Origin of the sequence: Burkholderia sp. MSMB1826 (assembly GCF_001526325.1) — a bacterium.
Lineage (GTDB): Bacteria > Pseudomonadota > Gammaproteobacteria > Burkholderiales > Burkholderiaceae > Burkholderia.
Genome location: NZ_LOYN01000029.1, coordinates 277,992 through 295,573, shown reverse-complemented (window position 1 = coordinate 295,573; position 17,582 = coordinate 277,992). Strand labels below are relative to the sequence as shown.

Annotated in this window: 18 protein-coding genes; 11 read left to right on the top strand and 7 right to left on the bottom strand. The window is 67.3% G+C overall.

Features of this window, described 5'->3' with window-relative positions:
• Positions 1-80: 80 nt before the first annotated feature.
• A complete protein-coding gene (locus WS95_RS18905) occupies positions 81-1,910 on the top strand; it encodes a glycoside hydrolase family 15 protein (protein WP_059825032.1) in 1,830 nt (609 codons plus the stop codon).
• Between the two features lie 214 nt (positions 1,911-2,124).
• On the top strand, positions 2,125-3,615 hold the full coding sequence (locus WS95_RS18900) for a polyhydroxyalkanoate depolymerase (RefSeq protein WP_059825030.1): 1,491 nt from the start codon (positions 2,125-2,127) through the stop codon (positions 3,613-3,615).
• Positions 3,616-3,720: 105 nt separating this feature from the next.
• Here WS95_RS18900 and WS95_RS18895 read toward each other — a convergent pair whose 3' ends face one another.
• Complete coding sequence (locus WS95_RS18895) at positions 3,721-4,353, bottom strand: TetR family transcriptional regulator (RefSeq protein ID WP_034208032.1); 633 nt, start codon at positions 4,351-4,353, stop codon at positions 3,721-3,723.
• 252 nt (positions 4,354-4,605) lie between these two features.
• Between WS95_RS18895 and rsxB the strand changes: the two genes are divergently transcribed.
• Both rsxB and nth read left to right on the top strand, forming a co-directional pair.
• On the top strand, positions 4,606-5,499 hold the full coding sequence (gene rsxB / locus WS95_RS18890; protein WP_373557158.1) for an electron transport complex subunit RsxB: 894 nt from the start codon (positions 4,606-4,608) through the stop codon (positions 5,497-5,499).
• Positions 5,496-6,140, top strand: coding sequence for an endonuclease III (gene nth / locus WS95_RS18885; protein ID WP_059781269.1), 645 nt, complete (start codon positions 5,496-5,498; stop codon positions 6,138-6,140). The genes rsxB and nth overlap by 4 nt, the downstream gene beginning before the upstream one ends.
• Positions 6,141-6,203: 63 nt before the next feature.
• Here the strand turns inward: nth and WS95_RS18880 are convergent, their stop codons facing one another.
• Positions 6,204-7,133 (bottom strand): DMT family transporter, encoded by a 930-nt coding sequence (locus WS95_RS18880; protein ID WP_059825026.1) that lies wholly within the window; start codon positions 7,131-7,133, stop codon positions 6,204-6,206.
• A gap of 186 nt (positions 7,134-7,319) precedes the next feature.
• Here WS95_RS18880 and WS95_RS18875 point away from each other — a divergent pair, with 186 nt between their 5' ends.
• Complete coding sequence (locus tag WS95_RS18875; RefSeq protein ID WP_373557157.1) at positions 7,320-7,787, top strand: DUF1841 family protein; 468 nt, start codon at positions 7,320-7,322, stop codon at positions 7,785-7,787.
• A gap of 99 nt (positions 7,788-7,886) precedes the next feature.
• Here WS95_RS18875 and WS95_RS18870 read toward each other — a convergent pair whose 3' ends face one another.
• Positions 7,887-8,246 carry a c-type cytochrome gene (locus WS95_RS18870; protein ID WP_006490657.1) on the bottom strand — a complete coding sequence of 120 codons (360 nt, stop codon included), beginning with the start codon at positions 8,244-8,246 and terminating at the stop codon, positions 7,887-7,889.
• A 40-nt stretch (positions 8,247-8,286) separates the two neighbouring features.
• Complete coding sequence (locus WS95_RS18865; protein WP_006478192.1) at positions 8,287-8,646, bottom strand: c-type cytochrome; 360 nt, start codon at positions 8,644-8,646, stop codon at positions 8,287-8,289.
• Between the two features lie 245 nt (positions 8,647-8,891).
• On the opposite strand from WS95_RS18865, the gene WS95_RS18860 reads away from it, so the two are divergent.
• The 5 genes from WS95_RS18860 (at position 8,892) to WS95_RS18840 (ending at position 14,022) form a co-directional block, all read left to right on the top strand.
• Complete coding sequence (locus WS95_RS18860; RefSeq protein WP_034208036.1) at positions 8,892-9,734, top strand: AAA family ATPase; 843 nt, start codon at positions 8,892-8,894, stop codon at positions 9,732-9,734.
• 26 nt (positions 9,735-9,760) lie between these two features.
• Positions 9,761-10,936, top strand: coding sequence for a vWA domain-containing protein (locus WS95_RS18855; RefSeq protein WP_034208037.1), 1,176 nt, complete (start codon positions 9,761-9,763; stop codon positions 10,934-10,936).
• Between the two features lie 55 nt (positions 10,937-10,991).
• Positions 10,992-12,203: a benzoate/H(+) symporter BenE family transporter gene (locus tag WS95_RS18850; RefSeq protein WP_034208038.1), complete on the top strand. Its 1,212-nt coding sequence runs from the start codon at positions 10,992-10,994 to the stop codon at positions 12,201-12,203.
• A 168-nt stretch (positions 12,204-12,371) separates the two neighbouring features.
• A complete protein-coding gene (gene tal / locus WS95_RS18845) occupies positions 12,372-13,325 on the top strand; it encodes a transaldolase (protein WP_034208740.1) in 954 nt (317 codons plus the stop codon).
• A gap of 241 nt (positions 13,326-13,566) precedes the next feature.
• A complete protein-coding gene (locus WS95_RS18840) occupies positions 13,567-14,022 on the top strand; it encodes a VOC family protein (RefSeq protein WP_034208039.1) in 456 nt (151 codons plus the stop codon).
• 92 nt (positions 14,023-14,114) lie between these two features.
• Here the strand turns inward: WS95_RS18840 and mctP are convergent, their stop codons facing one another.
• From mctP to WS95_RS18825, 3 genes are all read right to left on the bottom strand, one after another.
• Positions 14,115-15,665 carry a monocarboxylate uptake permease MctP gene (gene mctP, locus WS95_RS18835; protein ID WP_059499177.1) on the bottom strand — a complete coding sequence of 517 codons (1,551 nt, stop codon included), beginning with the start codon at positions 15,663-15,665 and terminating at the stop codon, positions 14,115-14,117.
• On the bottom strand, positions 15,662-15,904 hold the full coding sequence (locus WS95_RS18830) for a DUF3311 domain-containing protein (protein WP_059781260.1): 243 nt from the start codon (positions 15,902-15,904) through the stop codon (positions 15,662-15,664). The genes mctP and WS95_RS18830 overlap by 4 nt, the downstream gene beginning before the upstream one ends.
• A gap of 199 nt (positions 15,905-16,103) precedes the next feature.
• Positions 16,104-17,021 (bottom strand): hypothetical protein, encoded by a 918-nt coding sequence (locus WS95_RS18825; protein WP_059825024.1) that lies wholly within the window; start codon positions 17,019-17,021, stop codon positions 16,104-16,106.
• A gap of 243 nt (positions 17,022-17,264) precedes the next feature.
• Between WS95_RS18825 and WS95_RS18820 the strand changes: the two genes are divergently transcribed.
• On the top strand, positions 17,265-17,519 hold the full coding sequence (locus tag WS95_RS18820) for a hypothetical protein (RefSeq protein ID WP_059825022.1): 255 nt from the start codon (positions 17,265-17,267) through the stop codon (positions 17,517-17,519).
• The last annotated feature ends 63 nt before the right edge of the window (positions 17,520-17,582 follow it).

Sequence of the window (17,582 nt, the reverse complement as noted above, 5' to 3'; positions counted from 1 at the left end):
ACGGGGCGCGACGCCCGGGCGTGAAGTCCGGGCCGCCGACGTCCGCATTGTGAACTCGAATACCCAAGGATCGCCTGCCCATGCCCGCCCTGATCGAAGACTACGCCCTCGTCGGCGACGGCCACACGGCCGCGCTGATCGCAAAAGACGGCTCCGTCGACTGGCTGTGCTGGCCCCGCTTCGATTCGGGCGCCTGCTTCGCGGCGCTGCTCGGCACGCCCGAGCACGGACGCTGGCTGCTTGCTCCGGCCGCCGACGCCGCGATCACGCACACGACCCGCCGCTATCGCGGCGACACGCTGATTCTCGAAACCGATTACGAAAGCGCCGACGGCGCCGTCACCGTGATCGACTTCATGCCGCCCGGCAACGGCTGGTCCGAACTGGTGCGGATCGTCGTCGGCCGCCACGGCACGATGAAGATGCGCATGGAGCTCGTGTTGCGCTTCGACTACGGTTTCTCGATTCCGTGGGTCACGCAACTGACCCGCGAGGACGGCATGAAGGCCATCGCCGGCCCCGATACCGTCGTGCTGCGTACGCCGGTGCCGCTCACCGGCAAGAACCTCCATACGCTCGCGGAATTCACGGTCAACGCCGACGAGCGCGTGCCGTTCTCGCTCGGCTACGCGGCGTCGCACATGCGGCTGCCGCCGGCGCGCGACCCGCTGTCGATGCTCGCGCGCACCGAGAACTACTGGCTCGAATGGTCGGGCCGCTGCCAGGTGCAGGGCCGCTACGCGGCCGCCGTGCGCCGCTCGCTGATCACGCTGAAGGCGCTCGCGTACGAACCGACCGGCGGCATCGTCGCCGCGCCGACCACGTCGCTGCCCGAAAAGATCGGCGGCAACCGCAACTGGGACTACCGCTACTGCTGGCTGCGCGACGCGACGATCACGCTGCTCGCGCTGATGCGCGGCGGCTACTACGACGAGGCGCGCGCATGGCGCACGTGGCTCGGCCGCGTGATGGCCGGCTCGCCCGAGCAGATCCAGATCATGTACGGGATCGCCGGCGAGCGCCGGCTGCCGGAAATGGAGCTCGACTGGCTGCCCGGCTACCAGGATTCGAAGCCGGTGCGCGTCGGCAACGGCGCCGCGAACCAGCTCCAGCTCGACGTGTTCGGCGAGGTGATGGCCGCGCTGCACCTCGCGCGCGTGGGCGGCCTGCAGGCCGACGACACGGTCTGGTCCGTGCAGTGCGCGCTGCTCGACCACCTCGAGAAGATCTGGCAGGAGCCCGACGAAGGCATCTGGGAAACGCGCGGCGGCCGCCGCCATTTCACGTTCTCGAAAGTGATGGCGTGGGTCGCGTTCGACCGCGCGATCAAGTCGGCGGAAATGTTCCGGCTGCCCGGCTCGCTCGACCGCTGGCGCGCGCTGCGCGAGCGGATCCATGCGGACGTCTGCGCCAACGCGTGGCACGAAGGCAAGCAGGCGTTCGCGCAGAGCTACGGCAGCGACGAACTCGACGCGAGCGTGCTGCTGCTGCCGCAGCTCGGCTTCCTGCCGCCGGAAGACCCGCGCATCGTCGGCACGGTCGACGCGATCGAGCGGGAATTGCTGCACGACGGGCTCGTGATGCGCTACCGCACGACCGAATACGACGACGGCCTGCCGCCCGGCGAAGGCACGTTTCTCGCATGCAGCTTCTGGCTGGTCGACAGCTATGCGCTGCTCGGCCGGATCGACGACGCGCATCGGCTCTTCAGCCGCCTGCTCGCGTTGTCGAACGACCTGGGGCTGCTCGCGGAGGAGTACGACCCGGTGGCCGGGCGGCTCGTCGGCAACTTCCCGCAGGCGTTCTCGCACGTGGCGCTCGTGCATACCGCGATGAACCTGATGCACCACGAAGACGCGATGGCGCGCGCGGCCGGCCAGCCCGCGCCGGCCGTCGCGACCGGGCGCTGAGCGGCGCGGCGCGCGCCCTTGTTCATAGATCGTCAAATCGCAAAATTTTGATGAAAAAACCGGGAAATGTTGCATTGCACAACCGATCGTTGTCCGATATGATCGACGAGATTGTCCGGCTGCAATGCAACATGGCCGGCCGCTGACCCACACGGCACGCCGCGACGCCCCACGCCGCCCTTGCGCACCGTCCCCCCACGCGGGAGTAGCCTGCATGCTTTACCAACTGCACGAATTCCAGCGGGCGATGCTGAGCCCGCTCACGGCCTGGGCCCAGGCCGCGTCGAAGTCGTTCGCGAATCCGTCCAGCCCGTTCTCGCTGATCCCCGGCGCGCCGCGGATGGCCGCCGCCTATGAGTTGATGTATCGACTCGGCAAGGATTACGAAAAGCCGGAATTCAACATCCATCAGATCGTCAAGGACGGCCACAACATCCCGATCGTCGAGCAGACGATCATCGAGAAGCCGTTCTGCCGGCTGCTGCGCTTCAAGCGCTATTCGGACGACGCCGACGCCGTCACGCAACTGAAGGACGAGCCGGTCGTGCTGGTCTGCGCGCCGCTGTCGGGCCACCACTCGACGCTGCTGCGCGACACGGTGCGCACGCTGCTGCAGGATCACAAGGTCTACATCACCGACTGGATCGACGCGCGGATGGTGCCGGTCGAGACCGGCCCGTTCCACCTGCACGACTACATCGCGTACATCCAGGAATTCATCCGTCACATCGGCGCGCGCAACCTGCACGTGATCTCGGTATGCCAGCCGACGGTGCCGGTGCTCGCGGCGATTTCGCTGATGGCGAGCCGCGGCGAGGACACGCCGCTCACGATGACGATGATGGGCGGCCCGATCGACGCGCGCCGCAGCCCGACTTCCGTGAATTCGCTCGCGACGCAGCACTCGACCGCGTGGTTCGAGAACAACGTGATCCACACGGTGCCGGCGAACTATCCGGGCGAAGGCCGCCAGGTGTATCCGGGCTTCCTGCAGCACACGGGCTTCGTCGCGATGAACCCGGAGCGGCACGCGCAATCGCACTGGGATTTCTACCAGAGCCTGCTGCGCGGCGACGAGGACGACGCCGAAGCGCACCGCCGCTTCTACGACGAGTACAACGCGGTGCTCGACATGGCCGCCGAGTATTACCTCGAGACGATCCGCGTCGTGTTCCAGGAATTCCGGCTTGCGGAAGGCACGTGGGACGTCGAAGGCGAGCGCGTGCGGCCGCAGGACATCAAGCACACCGCGCTGATGACGATCGAGGGCGAACTCGACGACATCTCGGGCAGCGGCCAGACGCACGTCGCGCACGAGCTGTGCACCGGCATCCCGCAAGACGATCGCCGCAGCCTGACCGCCGAGAAGTGCGGCCACTACGGGATCTTCTCGGGCCGCCGCTGGCGCACGATCATCTATCCGCAACTGCGCGACTTCATCCGCGAGCATGCGCCGGAACCGAAGCACGGCGCGACGAAGCTGCCCGCCGATGCGCAGGATGCGACCACGATCGGCGTCGTGCCGGCCGCCAAGCCGCAGCCGGAAACGACAGCGCGCGTCACCGCCGCGAAACGCGCGCGCGCGAAGACGCCGGCCGTGACGGTCGCGCCCGCCAAGGCGCCCGCCGCGAAGGCCGCGCCCGCCGCCAAACGCGCGGCGAGCAGCCCGCGCGCAAAACCCGTGCGGGCCCGCAAGGCCGCCTGACGCATCGCGTTCCGACGCAAAAACGCCACCGTTGCTTGCGCACGGCGGCGTTTTTTTATGCGGCGGCCGCGAGCGGGCGGCTCGTCAGTTCGTCCGTTCGTCGCGTCAGCGCCGCAGCAGATACGCGAGCAGCACCTCGGTGCTCATCCGGACCATCTCCGCGCGTTCGTCGGTGTCGGTGAAGTCGCGGCCGAGCGTCGCCGCGAGCGTGAAGCGGTTCGAGACGATGTAGTAGCCAAGCCCCGACAGCGTCACGTAGAAGCGCAGCGGATCGACGTCGCCGCGGAACAGCCCGGCCTTCTGGCCGCGCATCAGCACGTTGCCGAGCTTCGCGACGATCGGCGACATCATCTCGCGGATCCGCGTCGACTTGTGCAGATAGCGCGCTTCGTGCAGGTTCTCGTTGTTGATGAGCCTGAGCAGCTCCGGATGGTCGCGGTAGTAGTCCCAAACGAAATGCGCGAGCCGCGTGACGGCCTCGACCGGCGCGACGCCGTCGAGATCCAGCACGCGCTCGGCCTCCGTCAGCGCGGAGAATGCGTGTTCGAGCACCGCCGTGAAAAGCTGTTCCTTGCTGCCGAAGTAGTAATAGAGCATGCGCTCGTTCGTTTCGGCCCGGCGCGCGATCTGATCGACGCGCGCGCCGAACAGCCCTCCATTCGCGAACTCTTCGGCTGCCGCCATCAGGATGCGGCGGCGCGTACCTTCAGGATCTCTTTTGATTTTTGGCTGATTCATGGTGGCGTTTTGCTACGTGAGCCGCTTGATCCGGACCGGCACCCCCACCGCCTCGGCGCCGGCCGCCCTGGAACGGGCGCGCCGCGGGCGGCCGCCCTCCTGCTGAGCCCCTGCAAAAAAGCGGTTCGATTATGCGCATAGACGGCGTCCAGCGCAATGCGGGAAATCGGCGATAATCAAGGTTTGGCAAACCTTTCCGGCCGCGCCCGACGCGGCCGAGAGCCATTCGGCGCCGTTGCGCCCGTTGTCACCGTGACCGACTCCAAAACACTCGCGGATCGCATCGAAGATCTGCTTCCCCAGACGCAATGCACGAAGTGCGGCTATAACGGCTGCCGTCCGTACGCCGAGGCGATCGCCGCCGGCGACGCGAACTACAACCAATGCCCGCCCGGCGGCGCCGAAGGCATCGCGCGTCTCGCGAGCCTGCTCGGCAAGCCGGTGATTCCGCTGAACCCCGTCAACGGCAGCGAGCATCCGCGCGCGGTCGCGTTCATCGACGAAAACCTGTGCATCGGCTGCACGCTGTGCATGCAGGCGTGTCCGGTCGATGCGATCGTCGGCGCACCGAAGCAGATGCATACGATCGTCGCGTCGCTGTGCACGGGCTGCGACCTGTGCGTGCCGCCGTGCCCGGTCGACTGCATCGCGATGCTGCCGGTAACCGGCGATCGCACGGGCTGGGATGCGTGGTCGCAGGAACAGGCAGACGCCGCGCGCGAACGCCACGACCTGCGGCTCGCGCGCCAGCGCCGCGAGCGCGAGGCCGCCGAAGCGCGCGCCGCCGCCCGCCGCGCGGCCAGTGCGGCAAAGCCGGCCGCGGGCCCCGCCGCGGCGCAGCCGGATGCGCCGGCCGCCGACGACGCCGAAGCGAAGAAACGCGCGATCATCGCCGCCGCGCTCGAACGCGCGCGCAAGAAGAAGGAAGAACTGTCCGGGCAAGGCGCCGGGCCGAAGAACACCGAAGGCGTGAGCGCGGCCGTCCAGGCGCAGATCGACGCGGCCGAGGCCCGCCGCAAGCGACTCGCCGAGCAGCAGGCGCAGCGCGATGCCGAAGCGGCATCGGGCAGCCGCGACCACGACAACGACACCGATAGCGACGATCCGGACGGCCCGTCCGCGCCGCCCGACCAGAACGCTCCATGAACGCCAGCAAACGACGCGCGATCTACGAAACGCTGCAGAGCCTCAATCCGCATCCGACCACCGAACTCGAATACTCGACGCCGTTCGAACTGCTGATCGCCGTGATGCTGTCCGCGCAGGCCACCGACGTGTCGGTCAACAAGGCGATGCGGAAAATGTTTCCGGTCGCGAACACCCCGCGACAAATCGTCGCGCTTGGCGAGGAAGGCGTCACCGAGTACATCAAGACGATCGGCCTCTATCGCACCAAGGCGAAGAACGTGGTCGCGACGTGCCGGATCCTGCTCGAGCGCTACGACGGCGAGGTGCCGGCCGATCGCGAAGCGCTCGAAGGCCTGCCGGGCGTCGGCCGCAAGACCGCGAACGTCGTGCTGAACACCGCGTTCGGCCAGCCGACGATCGCGGTCGACACGCATATCTTCCGCGTCGCGAATCGCACCGGGCTCGCGCCGGGCAAGGACGTGCGGGCCGTCGAAACCGCGCTCGAAAAGTTCACGCCGAAGGAATTCCTGCAGGACGCGCATCACTGGCTGATCCTGCACGGGCGCTACGTGTGCAAGGCGCGGCGGCCCGAATGCTGGCACTGCGCGATCGAACCGCTGTGCGAGTTCCGGCCGAAGACGCCGCCGCCCAACGAATAGGCGTCACGCCGCATGGGCGAGCGCCGCACGCGCCGTCGCGACGCCCGCTCCGCCCCTTCCCGGCTACGCGTTGGACGTCGCCGTCGCGTCGTCGGCGGCCGCGCCGCCCGCGCGCACGAGCGCCAGCACGGCCGCCAGAATCGCGACGCCGCCCGCCCACTGCAGCGGCGACAACGCCTCCCCGAACAGCAGCGCCGCGAGCGCGACCGTCACGACCGGTTCGAGCGTCGACAGCATCGACGTGCGTGCGGCCCCGAGCCGCTCGAGCCCGGCGAAGAACGCGAGCATGGCCGCGACCGTCGACACGAGCGCGATCGCGAGCATCGACGCCCAGCCGCCGGCCGTCGCGGGCCAGCGCGGCGGCGCGCCGATCGCCGCCGTGCGCACGATGGCGATCGCGACGAGCGTCGCGGTGGCCGACAGGCAGATGATCGCGGTGGTCGCGAGCGGGTCGACGCCGCGCGTCGCCCTGGTGCCGCCGACGATGTACAGCGAATAGATCACCGCGGCGGCCAGCGCGAGCGCGATCCCGAGCGGCTCGCCGTGCCCGCCGCCGACCATCAGCGCCGAACCCGCGACGCACAACACCAGCGCGACGGCCTTCGCCCGCGTCAGGCGCTCGCCGAGCCACCACGCGGCCAGCAGCGTGACGAACGCCGGATACAGGTACAGCAACAGCGCGACGAGGCTCGCCTGCGCGTGCTGCAGCGCGCTGAAATAGCAGAACGACTGCCCGACGTAGCCGAGCGCGCCCATCGCCACCAGCGGCGCGAGCGCTCGCCCGCGCGGCCATGCGACGCGGCGGTGCCGCGCGATCGCGGCGAGCACCGCGCCGCCGATCGCGAAGCGCACGATCAGCAACCCGAGCACGTCGACGCCGGCCGCATACGCGTAGCAGCCGAAAATCGCCATCGCGCCGAACGCGGCGGCGGACAACGCGACGTAGAGCGCGCCCTGCAGGGCGGCGGGCGAAGGGCGAACGGTGTCGGTCATGATGAAACGGGCGAACCAGCGTCGGGACGGAGTCGTCGGAGTGTAGCGGTGCGGCAGCGGCGAGCCTAGCCCGCGCTTACCCGTTGCGCAGCGGGCGGCCGCAACGCCCTGCGACGCCTGACTCCAGCCGCCCCGGAGCCGCCGCCAGCGCCGTCCGCCGCTCCGGCGTACAATGCGCGACGCGGCATGACGCCGCCCGAATCACGACGTTTCCCCACCATGTTCAATCCAAGCCGCGACGACGTGCGTCGCTTTTTCACCGAGACCTGGCGCAAGCAGCGCGCGGGCGAAATCCTGACGCCGCTGGAAGCGATCGCAGCCGACTGGATCGTCGAGCATCCCGAATACCACGACGAACTGGCCGACGCCGACGGCGCGGCCGCGCGCGACTACACGCCCGAGGAAGGCCGCACGAACCCGTTCCTGCACCTGTCGATGCACCTCGCGATCAGCGAGCAGTTGTCGATCGACCAGCCGCCCGGCATCCGCGCCGCGCACGACAAGCTGGCCGCGAAGCTCGACTCGACCCACGACGCGCAGCACGCGATCATGGAATGCCTCGGCGAGACGATCTGGGAAGCGCAGCGCACGAACACGCCGCCCGATACCGACGCGTACCTGCAGCGCATCCTGCGCCGCGCGTCGCGCGACTGAGCGCGGGCCGGCACGTCGACCTGCGCCGGGCCGCGGACAAAAAAATACCCCGCCGAGGCGGGGCATTCTTGCTGCGCGAGCCTGTGAGGCCCGTCGCGCTTACTTCTTGAACACGAGGTCGGTTTCCTTCAGCGACTCGATGTAGGACGCGATGTCCTTCATGTCGCTGACCGACAGGTTCTGTACCTGCGCCTGCATGATCGCGTTGTTGCGGCCGAGCAGCGGGTTCGTCAGCCCCATCTGGTACTGGCGCATCGCCCACACGAGGTAGTCGGCGTGCTGGCCGGCGAGGCGCGGATACTCGGCGTTGATCGGCTTGTTCAGTTGCGCGCCGTGGCAGGCCGCGCAGTTGTGCGATTCGACCAGTTCCTTGCCCTTCGAGATGTCCGCGGCGTGCGCGGTACCGATCGCGAGGCCGGCCGCCAGTGCCACCGCCGCCGTCTTGAATGCGTTGTTCATGAATGCTCCTGTCCCGCCGGGGAGATCGGCGGCGCGCGCTTTACTTGTAGGGGTTGTCCTTCGTGTCGGCCTTCTGGGCGGCGTAGTACGCCGACAGATCCGCGATGTCCTGGTCGGTCAGCGAACCGGCGATCGCATTCATCGACGGGAAGTGACGATCCTTCTTGCGGTAGGCCTTCAGCGCGTTCTCGAGGTATTGCTGGTTCTGGCCGCCGAGGACAGGCACCCGGTAGACCTCCGGGTACGCCGCGCGGTAGTCCTGGATGCCGTGGCAACCGATGCACATGGCGGCCTTGCTCGCCCCGTCCTTCGGGTTGCCGACCACACCGGCCGCCTGCGCGCTGCCCGCGAGCGCCACGAGCGCTGCGACAACGACGTGTTTGCCGACGAATTTGTTCATAGCTCTTGTAACCTAGCTTGAGGGGAAACTGGCGCCTAAGCGGCAACGGCCCGCGCCGTTTTGCTTATCGGATCGCCACGCAGGCCAAAAAAAACGGCCAGATTGTACCGCGTCGGCGGGGAACGCGTCCATAAGGCGCCCCGGTCCGCCCCGCCACAGCCCCGCTACGATACGCGGGCGCGGCTCAACCGCACAGCCCTTCTGACTTATACTGGGTTTTTTTCCCGAGAAAGAAGAGCGCCGCCATGCGTTTCGAAGGGTCCTCGCACTACGTCGCCACCGACGATCTGAAGCTCGCGGTCAACGCCGCGCTGACGCTGCAACGCCCGCTGCTGATCAAGGGCGAGCCCGGCACCGGCAAGACCATGCTCGCCGAGGAAGTCGCCGCCGCGCTCGACATGCCGCTGCTGCAGTGGCACATCAAGTCGACCACCAAGGCGCAGCAGGGTCTGTACGAATACGACGCGGTGTCGCGGCTGCGCGACTCGCAGCTCGGCGACGAGCGCGTGAAGGACATCGCGAACTACATCGTCAAGGGTGTGCTGTGGCAGGCGTTCGACGCCGAGCGCCCGAGCGTGCTGCTGATCGACGAGATCGACAAGGCCGACATCGAATTCCCGAACGACCTGCTGCGCGAGCTCGACCGGATGGAGTTCCACGTGTACGAGACGCGCGAGACGGTCCGCGCGAAGCACCGCCCGCTCGTCATCATCACGTCGAACAACGAGAAGGAACTGCCCGACGCGTTCCTGCGCCGCTGCTTCTTCCACTACATCCAGTTTCCGGACCCGGCGACGATGCAGAAGATCGTCGCGGTGCACTTCCCCGACATCCGCGAGGAGCTGCTGCGCGCGGCGCTCGAGAGTTTCTTCGAATTGCGCGGCGTGTCGGGCCTGAAGAAGAAGCCGTCGACGTCCGAACTGCTCGACTGGCTGAAGCTGCTGCTCGCCGAGAACATTCCGGCCGACGCGCTGCGCGGCGCGGACGCGAAACAGATCGTGCCGCCGCTCGCGGGTGCGCTGCTGAAGAACGAGCAGGATCTGAGCCTGCTCGAACGGCTCGTCTACATGAACCGGCACAACCGGTAATCTCCCTCATCCGCGAAGGCCCGGCCATGCTGCTCAATTTCTTCTACGCGCTGCGCGCAGCCAAGCTGCCCGTCTCGGTGAAGGAATACCTGACGCTGCTCGAATCGCTGAAGGCCGGGCTGATCTCGCCGTCGATCGACGCGTTCTACTTCCTCGCGCGGATGACGCTCGTCAAGGACGAGCAGTACTTCGACAAGTTCGACCAGGCGTTCGGCGCGTATTTCCACGGCGTGTCCGCGCTGCCGTCCGAGGCGTTCGACATCCCGCTCGACTGGCTCGAGAAGCGCCTCGAGCGCGAGCTGTCGCCGGAGGAAAAAGCGCAGATCGAAGCGATGGGCGGGCTCGACAAGCTGATGGAGCGCCTGAAGGCGCTGCTCGACGAACAGAAGGAACGCCACGAAGGCGGCAACAAATGGATCGGCACCGGCGGCACGTCGCCGTTCGGGCACGGCGGCTACAACCCGGAAGGCGTGCGCATCGGCGGCCCGTCGAACGGCAACCGCACCGCGGTGAAGGTGTGGGAAGCGCGCGCCTATCGCGACTACGACGATTCGGTCGAGATCGGCACGCGCAACATCAAGGTCGCGCTGCGGCGGCTGCGCCGCTTCGCGCGCGAAGGCGCGGCCGAGGAGCTCGACCTGCCCGGCACGATCCGCAGCACGGCCGCGAACGCCGGCTGGCTCGACCTGCGGATGGTGCCCGAGCGCCACAACAACGTGAAGGTGCTGATGCTGCTCGACGTCGGCGGCTCGATGGACGACCACATCAAGCGCACCGAAGAGCTGTTCTCGGCCGCGAAGGCCGAATTCAAGCACCTCGAATTCTTCTACTTCCACAACTGCGTGTACGACCACCTGTGGAAAAACAACCGCCGCCGCCACTCGGAACGCACCGCGACGTGGGACGTGCTGCACAAGTTCACGCCCGACTACAAGCTGATCTTCGTCGGCGACGCGACGATGAGTCCGTACGAAGTGCTGCAGCCCGGCGGCTCGGTCGAATACAACAACCCGGAAGCCGGCGCCGTGTGGCTGCGCCGCCTCGCCGACCAGTTCCCCCATCATGCATGGCTGAATCCCGAGCCCGAACGGCTATGGGAGTACCGGCAGTCGATCGCGATCATTCGCGACGTGCTCGGCCAGCGCATGTATCCGCTCACGCTCGCCGGCCTCGAAACCGCGATGCGCGCACTCAGCAAGTAACGATACCCACCCGCAGATACACAGGCCGCGTCCGAGCGGCCGCCCCGGAGAGCGCATGAACCCTTCGTCCACCGCGAGCGCCGGCCGCGCCGGCGGCCGCCGCTTTTTCGCCGATACGTCCGTGTCCGCGCTCGTCGCCGGCTTCGTCGCGATGATGACCGGCTACACGAGCTCGCTCGTGCTGATGTTCCAGGCCGGCCGCGCCGCCCACCTCACCGATGCGCAGATCTCGTCGTGGATCTGGGCGCTGTCGATCGGCATGGCGCTGACGACGATCGGCCTGTCGCTGCGCTTTCGCGCGCCCGTCGTCGTCGCATGGTCGACGCCCGGCGCCGCACTGCTGATCGCGTCGCTGCCCGGCGTGCCCTACCCCGAGGCGATCGGCGCGTTCGTCGTCTGCGCGCTGCTGCTGACGGCCATCGGCGTGAGCGGCCTGTTCGACACGCTGATGAAGCGCATCCCGGCCGGCATCGCGGCCGCGCTGCTCGCGGGCATCCTGTTCGAGATCGGCATCGAGATCTTCCGCGCCGCGCAGTTCCAGACCGCGCTCGTGCTCGCGATGTTCTTCACCTACCTGATCGTGAAGCGGCTCGCGCCGCGCTATGCGATCGTCACGACGCTGATCGTCGGCACCGTGGTGGCCGGCGGCCTCGGGCTGCTCGATTTCAGCCGCTTCCACATCGCGCTCGCGCAGCCCGTGTTCACGATGCCCGCGTTCTCGATCGCGTCGATCGTCAGCATCGGCATTCCGCTGTTCGTCGTCGCGATGGCATCGCAGAACGTGCCGGGCATCGCGGTGTTGCGCGCGGACGGCTATCCGACGCCGTCGTCGCCGCTGATCGCGACGACCGGCCTCGCGTCGCTGCTGCTCGCGCCGTTCGGCTCGCACGGCGTGAATCTCGCGGCGATCACGGCCGCGATCTGCACCGGCCCCGAAGCGCACGAGGATCATGCGAAGCGCTACACGGCCGCCGTGTGGTGCGGCACGTTCTACCTGATCGCCGGCATCTTCGGCGCGACGATCGCCGCGCTGTTCGCGGCGCTGCCGAAGGCGCTCGTCGTGTCGGTCGCGGCGCTCGCGCTGTTCGGCTCGATCATGAGCGGGCTCGCGAACGCGATGCAGGACGTAAAGCAGCGCGAAGCGGCGCTCGTCACGTTCATGGTGACCGCGTCGGGCCTCACGCTGCTGTCGATCGGCCCGGCGTTCTGGGGGCTCGTCGCGGGCGTCGTCACGCAGGTGATCCTGAACGCGCGGCGCCCCGCGTGACGGGGCTCGCCGCCCGCCGCGGCGCGCGCCCGGCACGCCAGAACGTGCCGGACACGAATCGGGCCTAAAATGATGGATCGGAAGCGGCGCCCGGCGCCGCTTCGCTTCGCCGCCGCGCTCGCGCGGCCCGTGAGAACCCGGCGCCCCGCGCTCTTCTTCCGAATCGCCATGACTACCGCACTCGACCAGCTGAAGCAGTACACGACCGTCGTCGCCGATACGGGCGACTTCCAGCAGCTTGCGCAATACAAGCCGCAGGACGCGACCACGAACCCGTCGCTGATCCTGAAGGCCGTCCAGAAGGATGCGTACAAGCCGATCCTCGAGAAAACCGTCCGCGATCATCGCAACGAAAGCACCGATTTCATCATCGACCGCCTGCTGATCGCATTCGGCACCGAAATCCTGAAGCTGATCCCCGGCCGCGTGTCGACCGAGGTCGACGCGCGCCTGTCGTTCGACACGCAGCGCTCGATCGACAAGGGCCGCGAGCTCGTCAAGCTGTACGAAGCCGCCGGCGTCGGCCGCGAGCGCATCCTGATCAAGCTCGCGTCGACGTGGGAAGGCATCCGCGCGGCCGAGGTGCTGCAAAAGGAAGGGATCAAGTGCAACATGACCCTGCTTTTCTCGCTCGTGCAGGCGGCCGCGTGCGCGGAAGCCGGCGCGCAACTGATCTCGCCGTTCGTCGGCCGCATCTACGACTGGTACAAGAAGCAGGCCGGCGCGGAATGGAACGAAGCGCGCGACGGCGGCGCGAACGATCCGGGCGTGCAATCGGTGCGCCGCATCTACACGTACTACAAGACGTTCGGCTACAAGACCGAAGTGATGGGCGCGAGCTTCCGCACGACCAGCCAGATCGTCGAGCTCGCCGGCTGCGACCTGCTGACGATCAGTCCCGACTTGCTGCAGAAGCTGCACGAAAGCAACGAGCCGGTCGCACGCAAGCTGTCCCCGGACACGCTGCAGGACAAGCCGGCCGATCGCGTCGCGATCGACGAGGCATCGTTCCGCTTCCAGCTGAACGACGAAGCGATGGCGACCGAAAAGCTCGCCGAAGGCATCCGCGTGTTCGCCGCCGACGCGGTCAAGCTCGAGAAGCTGATCGACGCGCTGCGCTGAGCCGAGCTGCGCGTCAGCGGCTGTCAGCAAGACTGACAACAGCCGTCAGTACGTGCGCTGCAACGGCCGCGAACGCGATGTTCGCGGCCGTTTTTATTTTTCATTCCATCGTCAAGCGCGCGCACTACAATCCACGTCACGGGTGCGACGGCCGCCTCCCGATGCGCCCTTTCCCCAGTCAATCTTGCACGACGCCGAGCCAGCGCCGACGCGCCGGTACGGCTCATCCCAGGAGACAACGATGCAAGTTCAACCGTACCTGACGTTCTACGGTCGTGCCGACGAAGCCCTGCAGTTCTACGAAAAGGCACTCGGCGCGAAGACGATGTTCAAGATGCACTTCAAGGACGCACCGCCGAATCCCGATTACCCGATGTCGCCGGAAATGAGCGACAAGGTGATGCACGCGAGCTTCACGATCGGCGACTCGATGATCATGTGCTCGGACGGCGATTGCAGCCAGCCGGCCGGCGCCGCGCATGCCGGCTATTCGCTGTCGCTGAACCCGGCGACCGTCGACGAAGGCCAGAAGCTGTTCAATGCGCTCGCCGACGGCGGCGAAGTGACGATGCCGTTCGGCAAGACGTTCTGGGCGCTCGGCTTCGGGATGGCGAAGGATCGTTTCGGCGTGCACTGGATGGTCAACGTCGAGGATCCGTCGCAGCGCGAGGAGCTCGCGAAACGCGCGCAGGGCTGACGTAAAGGAAACGCCCGCCACCTTGCGGTGGCGGGCGTTTTCGCTCTTGAGTAAAGCGCCTTGCGCGGACGTGTGCCGCGCACGGCGCAGTCTCAACCCTCGACGACGTCGAGATAATCCTCCGGCCGCGTGCGATCTTCCGCATGCGCCATGCCCATCGCGCGCACCAGCACGCTCACCGCCACCGACACCACCAGGTTCACGACCAGCGACCACACGGCCGCGTAGCCGGGGATCGCGAGGCCGAACAGGTGGATCGTGAAGATCGAGCTGGCCAGCTTCAGCGAGATCGCCATCCACGTGCCGCAGACGATGCCGGCCGCCCAGCCGGCCAGCAAGCCGCGATGGTCGAGCACGCGCGTGTACAGGCCGAGCACGATCGCCGGCAGCGTCTGGATGATCCAGATCCCGCCGAGCAGTTGCAACTGGATCGCGTAGGTCAGCGGCAACCCGAGGATGAACGCCACCGCACCGACCTTCACGATCAGCGAGACGAGCTTCGCGACGTGCGTCTCCTGGTCGTGCGACATGTTGCGGTTCACGAACTCGCGGTGGATGTTGCGCGTGTACAGATTCGCGGCCGCGATCGACATGATCGCCGCCGGCACCAGCGCGCCGATGCCGATCGCCGCGAACGCGACGCCGACGAACCACGACGGAAAATACTCGAGGAACAGCGCGGGCACCGCGAAGTTCGGGCCGAACGCCTTGAAGTACGGCGCGTACTGCGGCATGTCCTTCACGCCGGAGGCGAGCGCCATGTAGCCGAGCAGCGCCAGCAGGCCGAGCACGAACGAGTACGCGGGCAGCATCGCCATGTTGCGGCGGATCGAGTTGCCCGACGACGACGACAGGATCGCCGTGACCGAGTGCGGATACAGGAACAGCGCGAGCGCCGAACCGATCGCGAGCGTCGCATACGCGCTGTAGCCGTTCAGGCTCGTCGCGTCGGGCGCCTTCAGCAGCAGCTTCGCGGGCGGCACCGCTGAGAAGATGTGCCCGAAGCCGCCGAGCTTCGCGGGGATCACGATGATCGCGGCGGCGATCGTGACGTAGATCAGCACGTCCTTCACGATCGCGATCATCGCCGGCGCGCGCAGCCCCGACGTGTACGTATACGCGGCGAGGATCGCGAACGCGATGATCAGCGGCAAGTCGCCGACGAAGCCGGTCGTGTCGAAGCCGAGCGCGCCGATCACCACCTCGATGCCGACGAGCTGCAGCGCGATGTACGGCATCGTCGCGACGATGCCCGTCACCGCGATCGCCAGCGCGAGCATCCGGCTGCCGTAGCGTGCGTTGACGAAATCGGCGGCCGTCACGTAGCCGTGCCGCTTCGCGATGCTCCACAGCTTCGGGAACACGACGAACGCGAACGGATAGATCAGGATCGTATACGGCAGCGCGAAGAAGCCCATCGCGCCGGCGCCGAACACCAGCGCGGGCACCGCGACGAACGTGTAGGCCGTGTAGAGATCGCCGCCGAGCAGGAACCACGTGACGATCGTGCCGAAGCGGCGGCCGCCGAGGCCCCATTCGTCGAGATGGGCAAGATCGCCGCGCCGCCAGTTCGCCGCCAGGAAGCCGATGATCGTGACGCCGATGAACAGCAGGACGAAGACGAAGGTCGCGCCGAGATTCATTGCGCACCTCCTTGCGTGCCGCCCGCCTTCCATGCGTTCTTGGTCTTGAAATACACGAACGCGGTAATCACCGCGCTGATGAAGACCCACAGCAACTGGTACCAGTAGAAAAACGGAAAACCGAGCCATTGCGGTTCGATCTTGCTGTACGACGGCACCCAGACCATCGCGATCAGCGGCAGTACCAGCAGCCAGAGCCAGCGCTTGGCGGCCCGGTTGGCGTCGGCATCGTGAGCCATGACGTCTCCTCTTCTATCCCGGTTATCGATCTTGTTGAGCGGGTACGGCACCGAGAGGAGCAGCAAAACGGGTAGGCTACGGCTCCCCTAGCTTCGCGCCAGTATAGGAGCCGCGAGCACGCGGTCAAGCAGGGGCGAACCCGAGGTGATCCGCCCCTTGTCGCGCGGTTGCACCGGCCGACCGCCGATGCATCCGGCGTCAGATCGCGAACGCGGTGTCGCGTGCGCCCGTCGTTTCTTTCAAAGCTTTCACCCACTTGCGCGCGGGCAGCTTCAGCGTGTCCTCGATCAGCTTCGCGCGGGCGTCGAGCTGCGCGAACGGCACGTCGAGCTCGGGCCCCGAGAACGCGATCGCGATCCGGTTGCCGTCGTGCACTTCGGGCAGCGCGATCACGCGGTGATCGAACGCCGCGTTCAGGTGCTTCATGTTGCGCACGAAGCTCGGATGATCGCCGAACAGGTTGATCGTCGCGATGCCGGCGTCGGCGAGGCAGCCGCGCACCGCGCGGTAGAACGCGACGCTGTCGAGCACGGGGCCGCGCGCGGTCGCGTCGTACAGGTCGATCTGAATCGCGCCGGTCGTGCCGCGGTTGGCCGGGTCGTTGACGAAGTCCCACGCGTCGGCTTCGTGCACGACGAGGCGCGCGTCGTCGGGCGGCAGCGCGAACATCGTGCGCGCGGCGACGATCACGGCCGGGTTCAGCTCGACGGCCTCGACCTTCGCGTGCGGCAGGAAACGATGCGCGAACTTGGTCAGCGCGCCGGTGCCGAGCCCGAGCTGGACGATCCGCGCGGGCGTTTCGAGGAACAGCAGCCACGCCATCATCTGCTGCGCGTATTCGAGCTCGATATGCAGCGGCTTCGAGATCCGCATCGCGCCCTGCACCCACTCGGTACCGAAGTGCAGGAAGCGCACGCCGCCTTCTTCGGAGAACGTAACGGGCGCGAAGCGCGGCTTGCGCGGCGCTTCGAGCACCGGCACGTCGTCGTGTTCGTCGATGTCCGGGCGGCGTTTCACGCGCGGCGGCTGGAGCTTTTCGGAGCCGTTGTAGACGGACGGCTTGCGTTGCTTGAACGCGCGCGCCTCGGCGGACGCGCGCTTGATCAGTCGGGTCATGATGGTTGAATCTCGCTGGGTGACGCTGGATGAGCGGACGAGAGGATAGCATCGGCGGAAGGATGAACGATCGGAGCCAGCCCGGCCGTTGCGCGCCCGTGATGGATTCGCACGCGGCCGTGAGCAGCGTGCACGATAATGCAAGGCAACCACACGGTAGGCAACGAAGCGATGCGCTATCGTCAGGGCCACTCTGGCTCACGGGACCATCCTCGCCACAACCGCCAGACGATGAGGGACACCATGACGTCGAACGACAGGAATATCTGGTTTCCGGCGAAACGCTACGGATGGGGATGGGGTTTGCCGGTGGCATGGCAAGGCTGGGTCGTGCTACTGCTGTTCGCGATCGGGATCATCGCGAGCGCATGGTTGGCGCCGCCGAATCGGTCGCCGATCGCGTACGGCGCCTGCATCGTGGTGCTGGTCGCACTGCTGAGCGTGGTGTGCTGGATCAAGGGCGAGAAACCCGCGTGGAGACGGGGCAAGGACGATTGAACGCCGCGGCCAATGTACGGCCGACATCGGCATCAAGCACGCATCGCCCGAGCCAAAATCCGG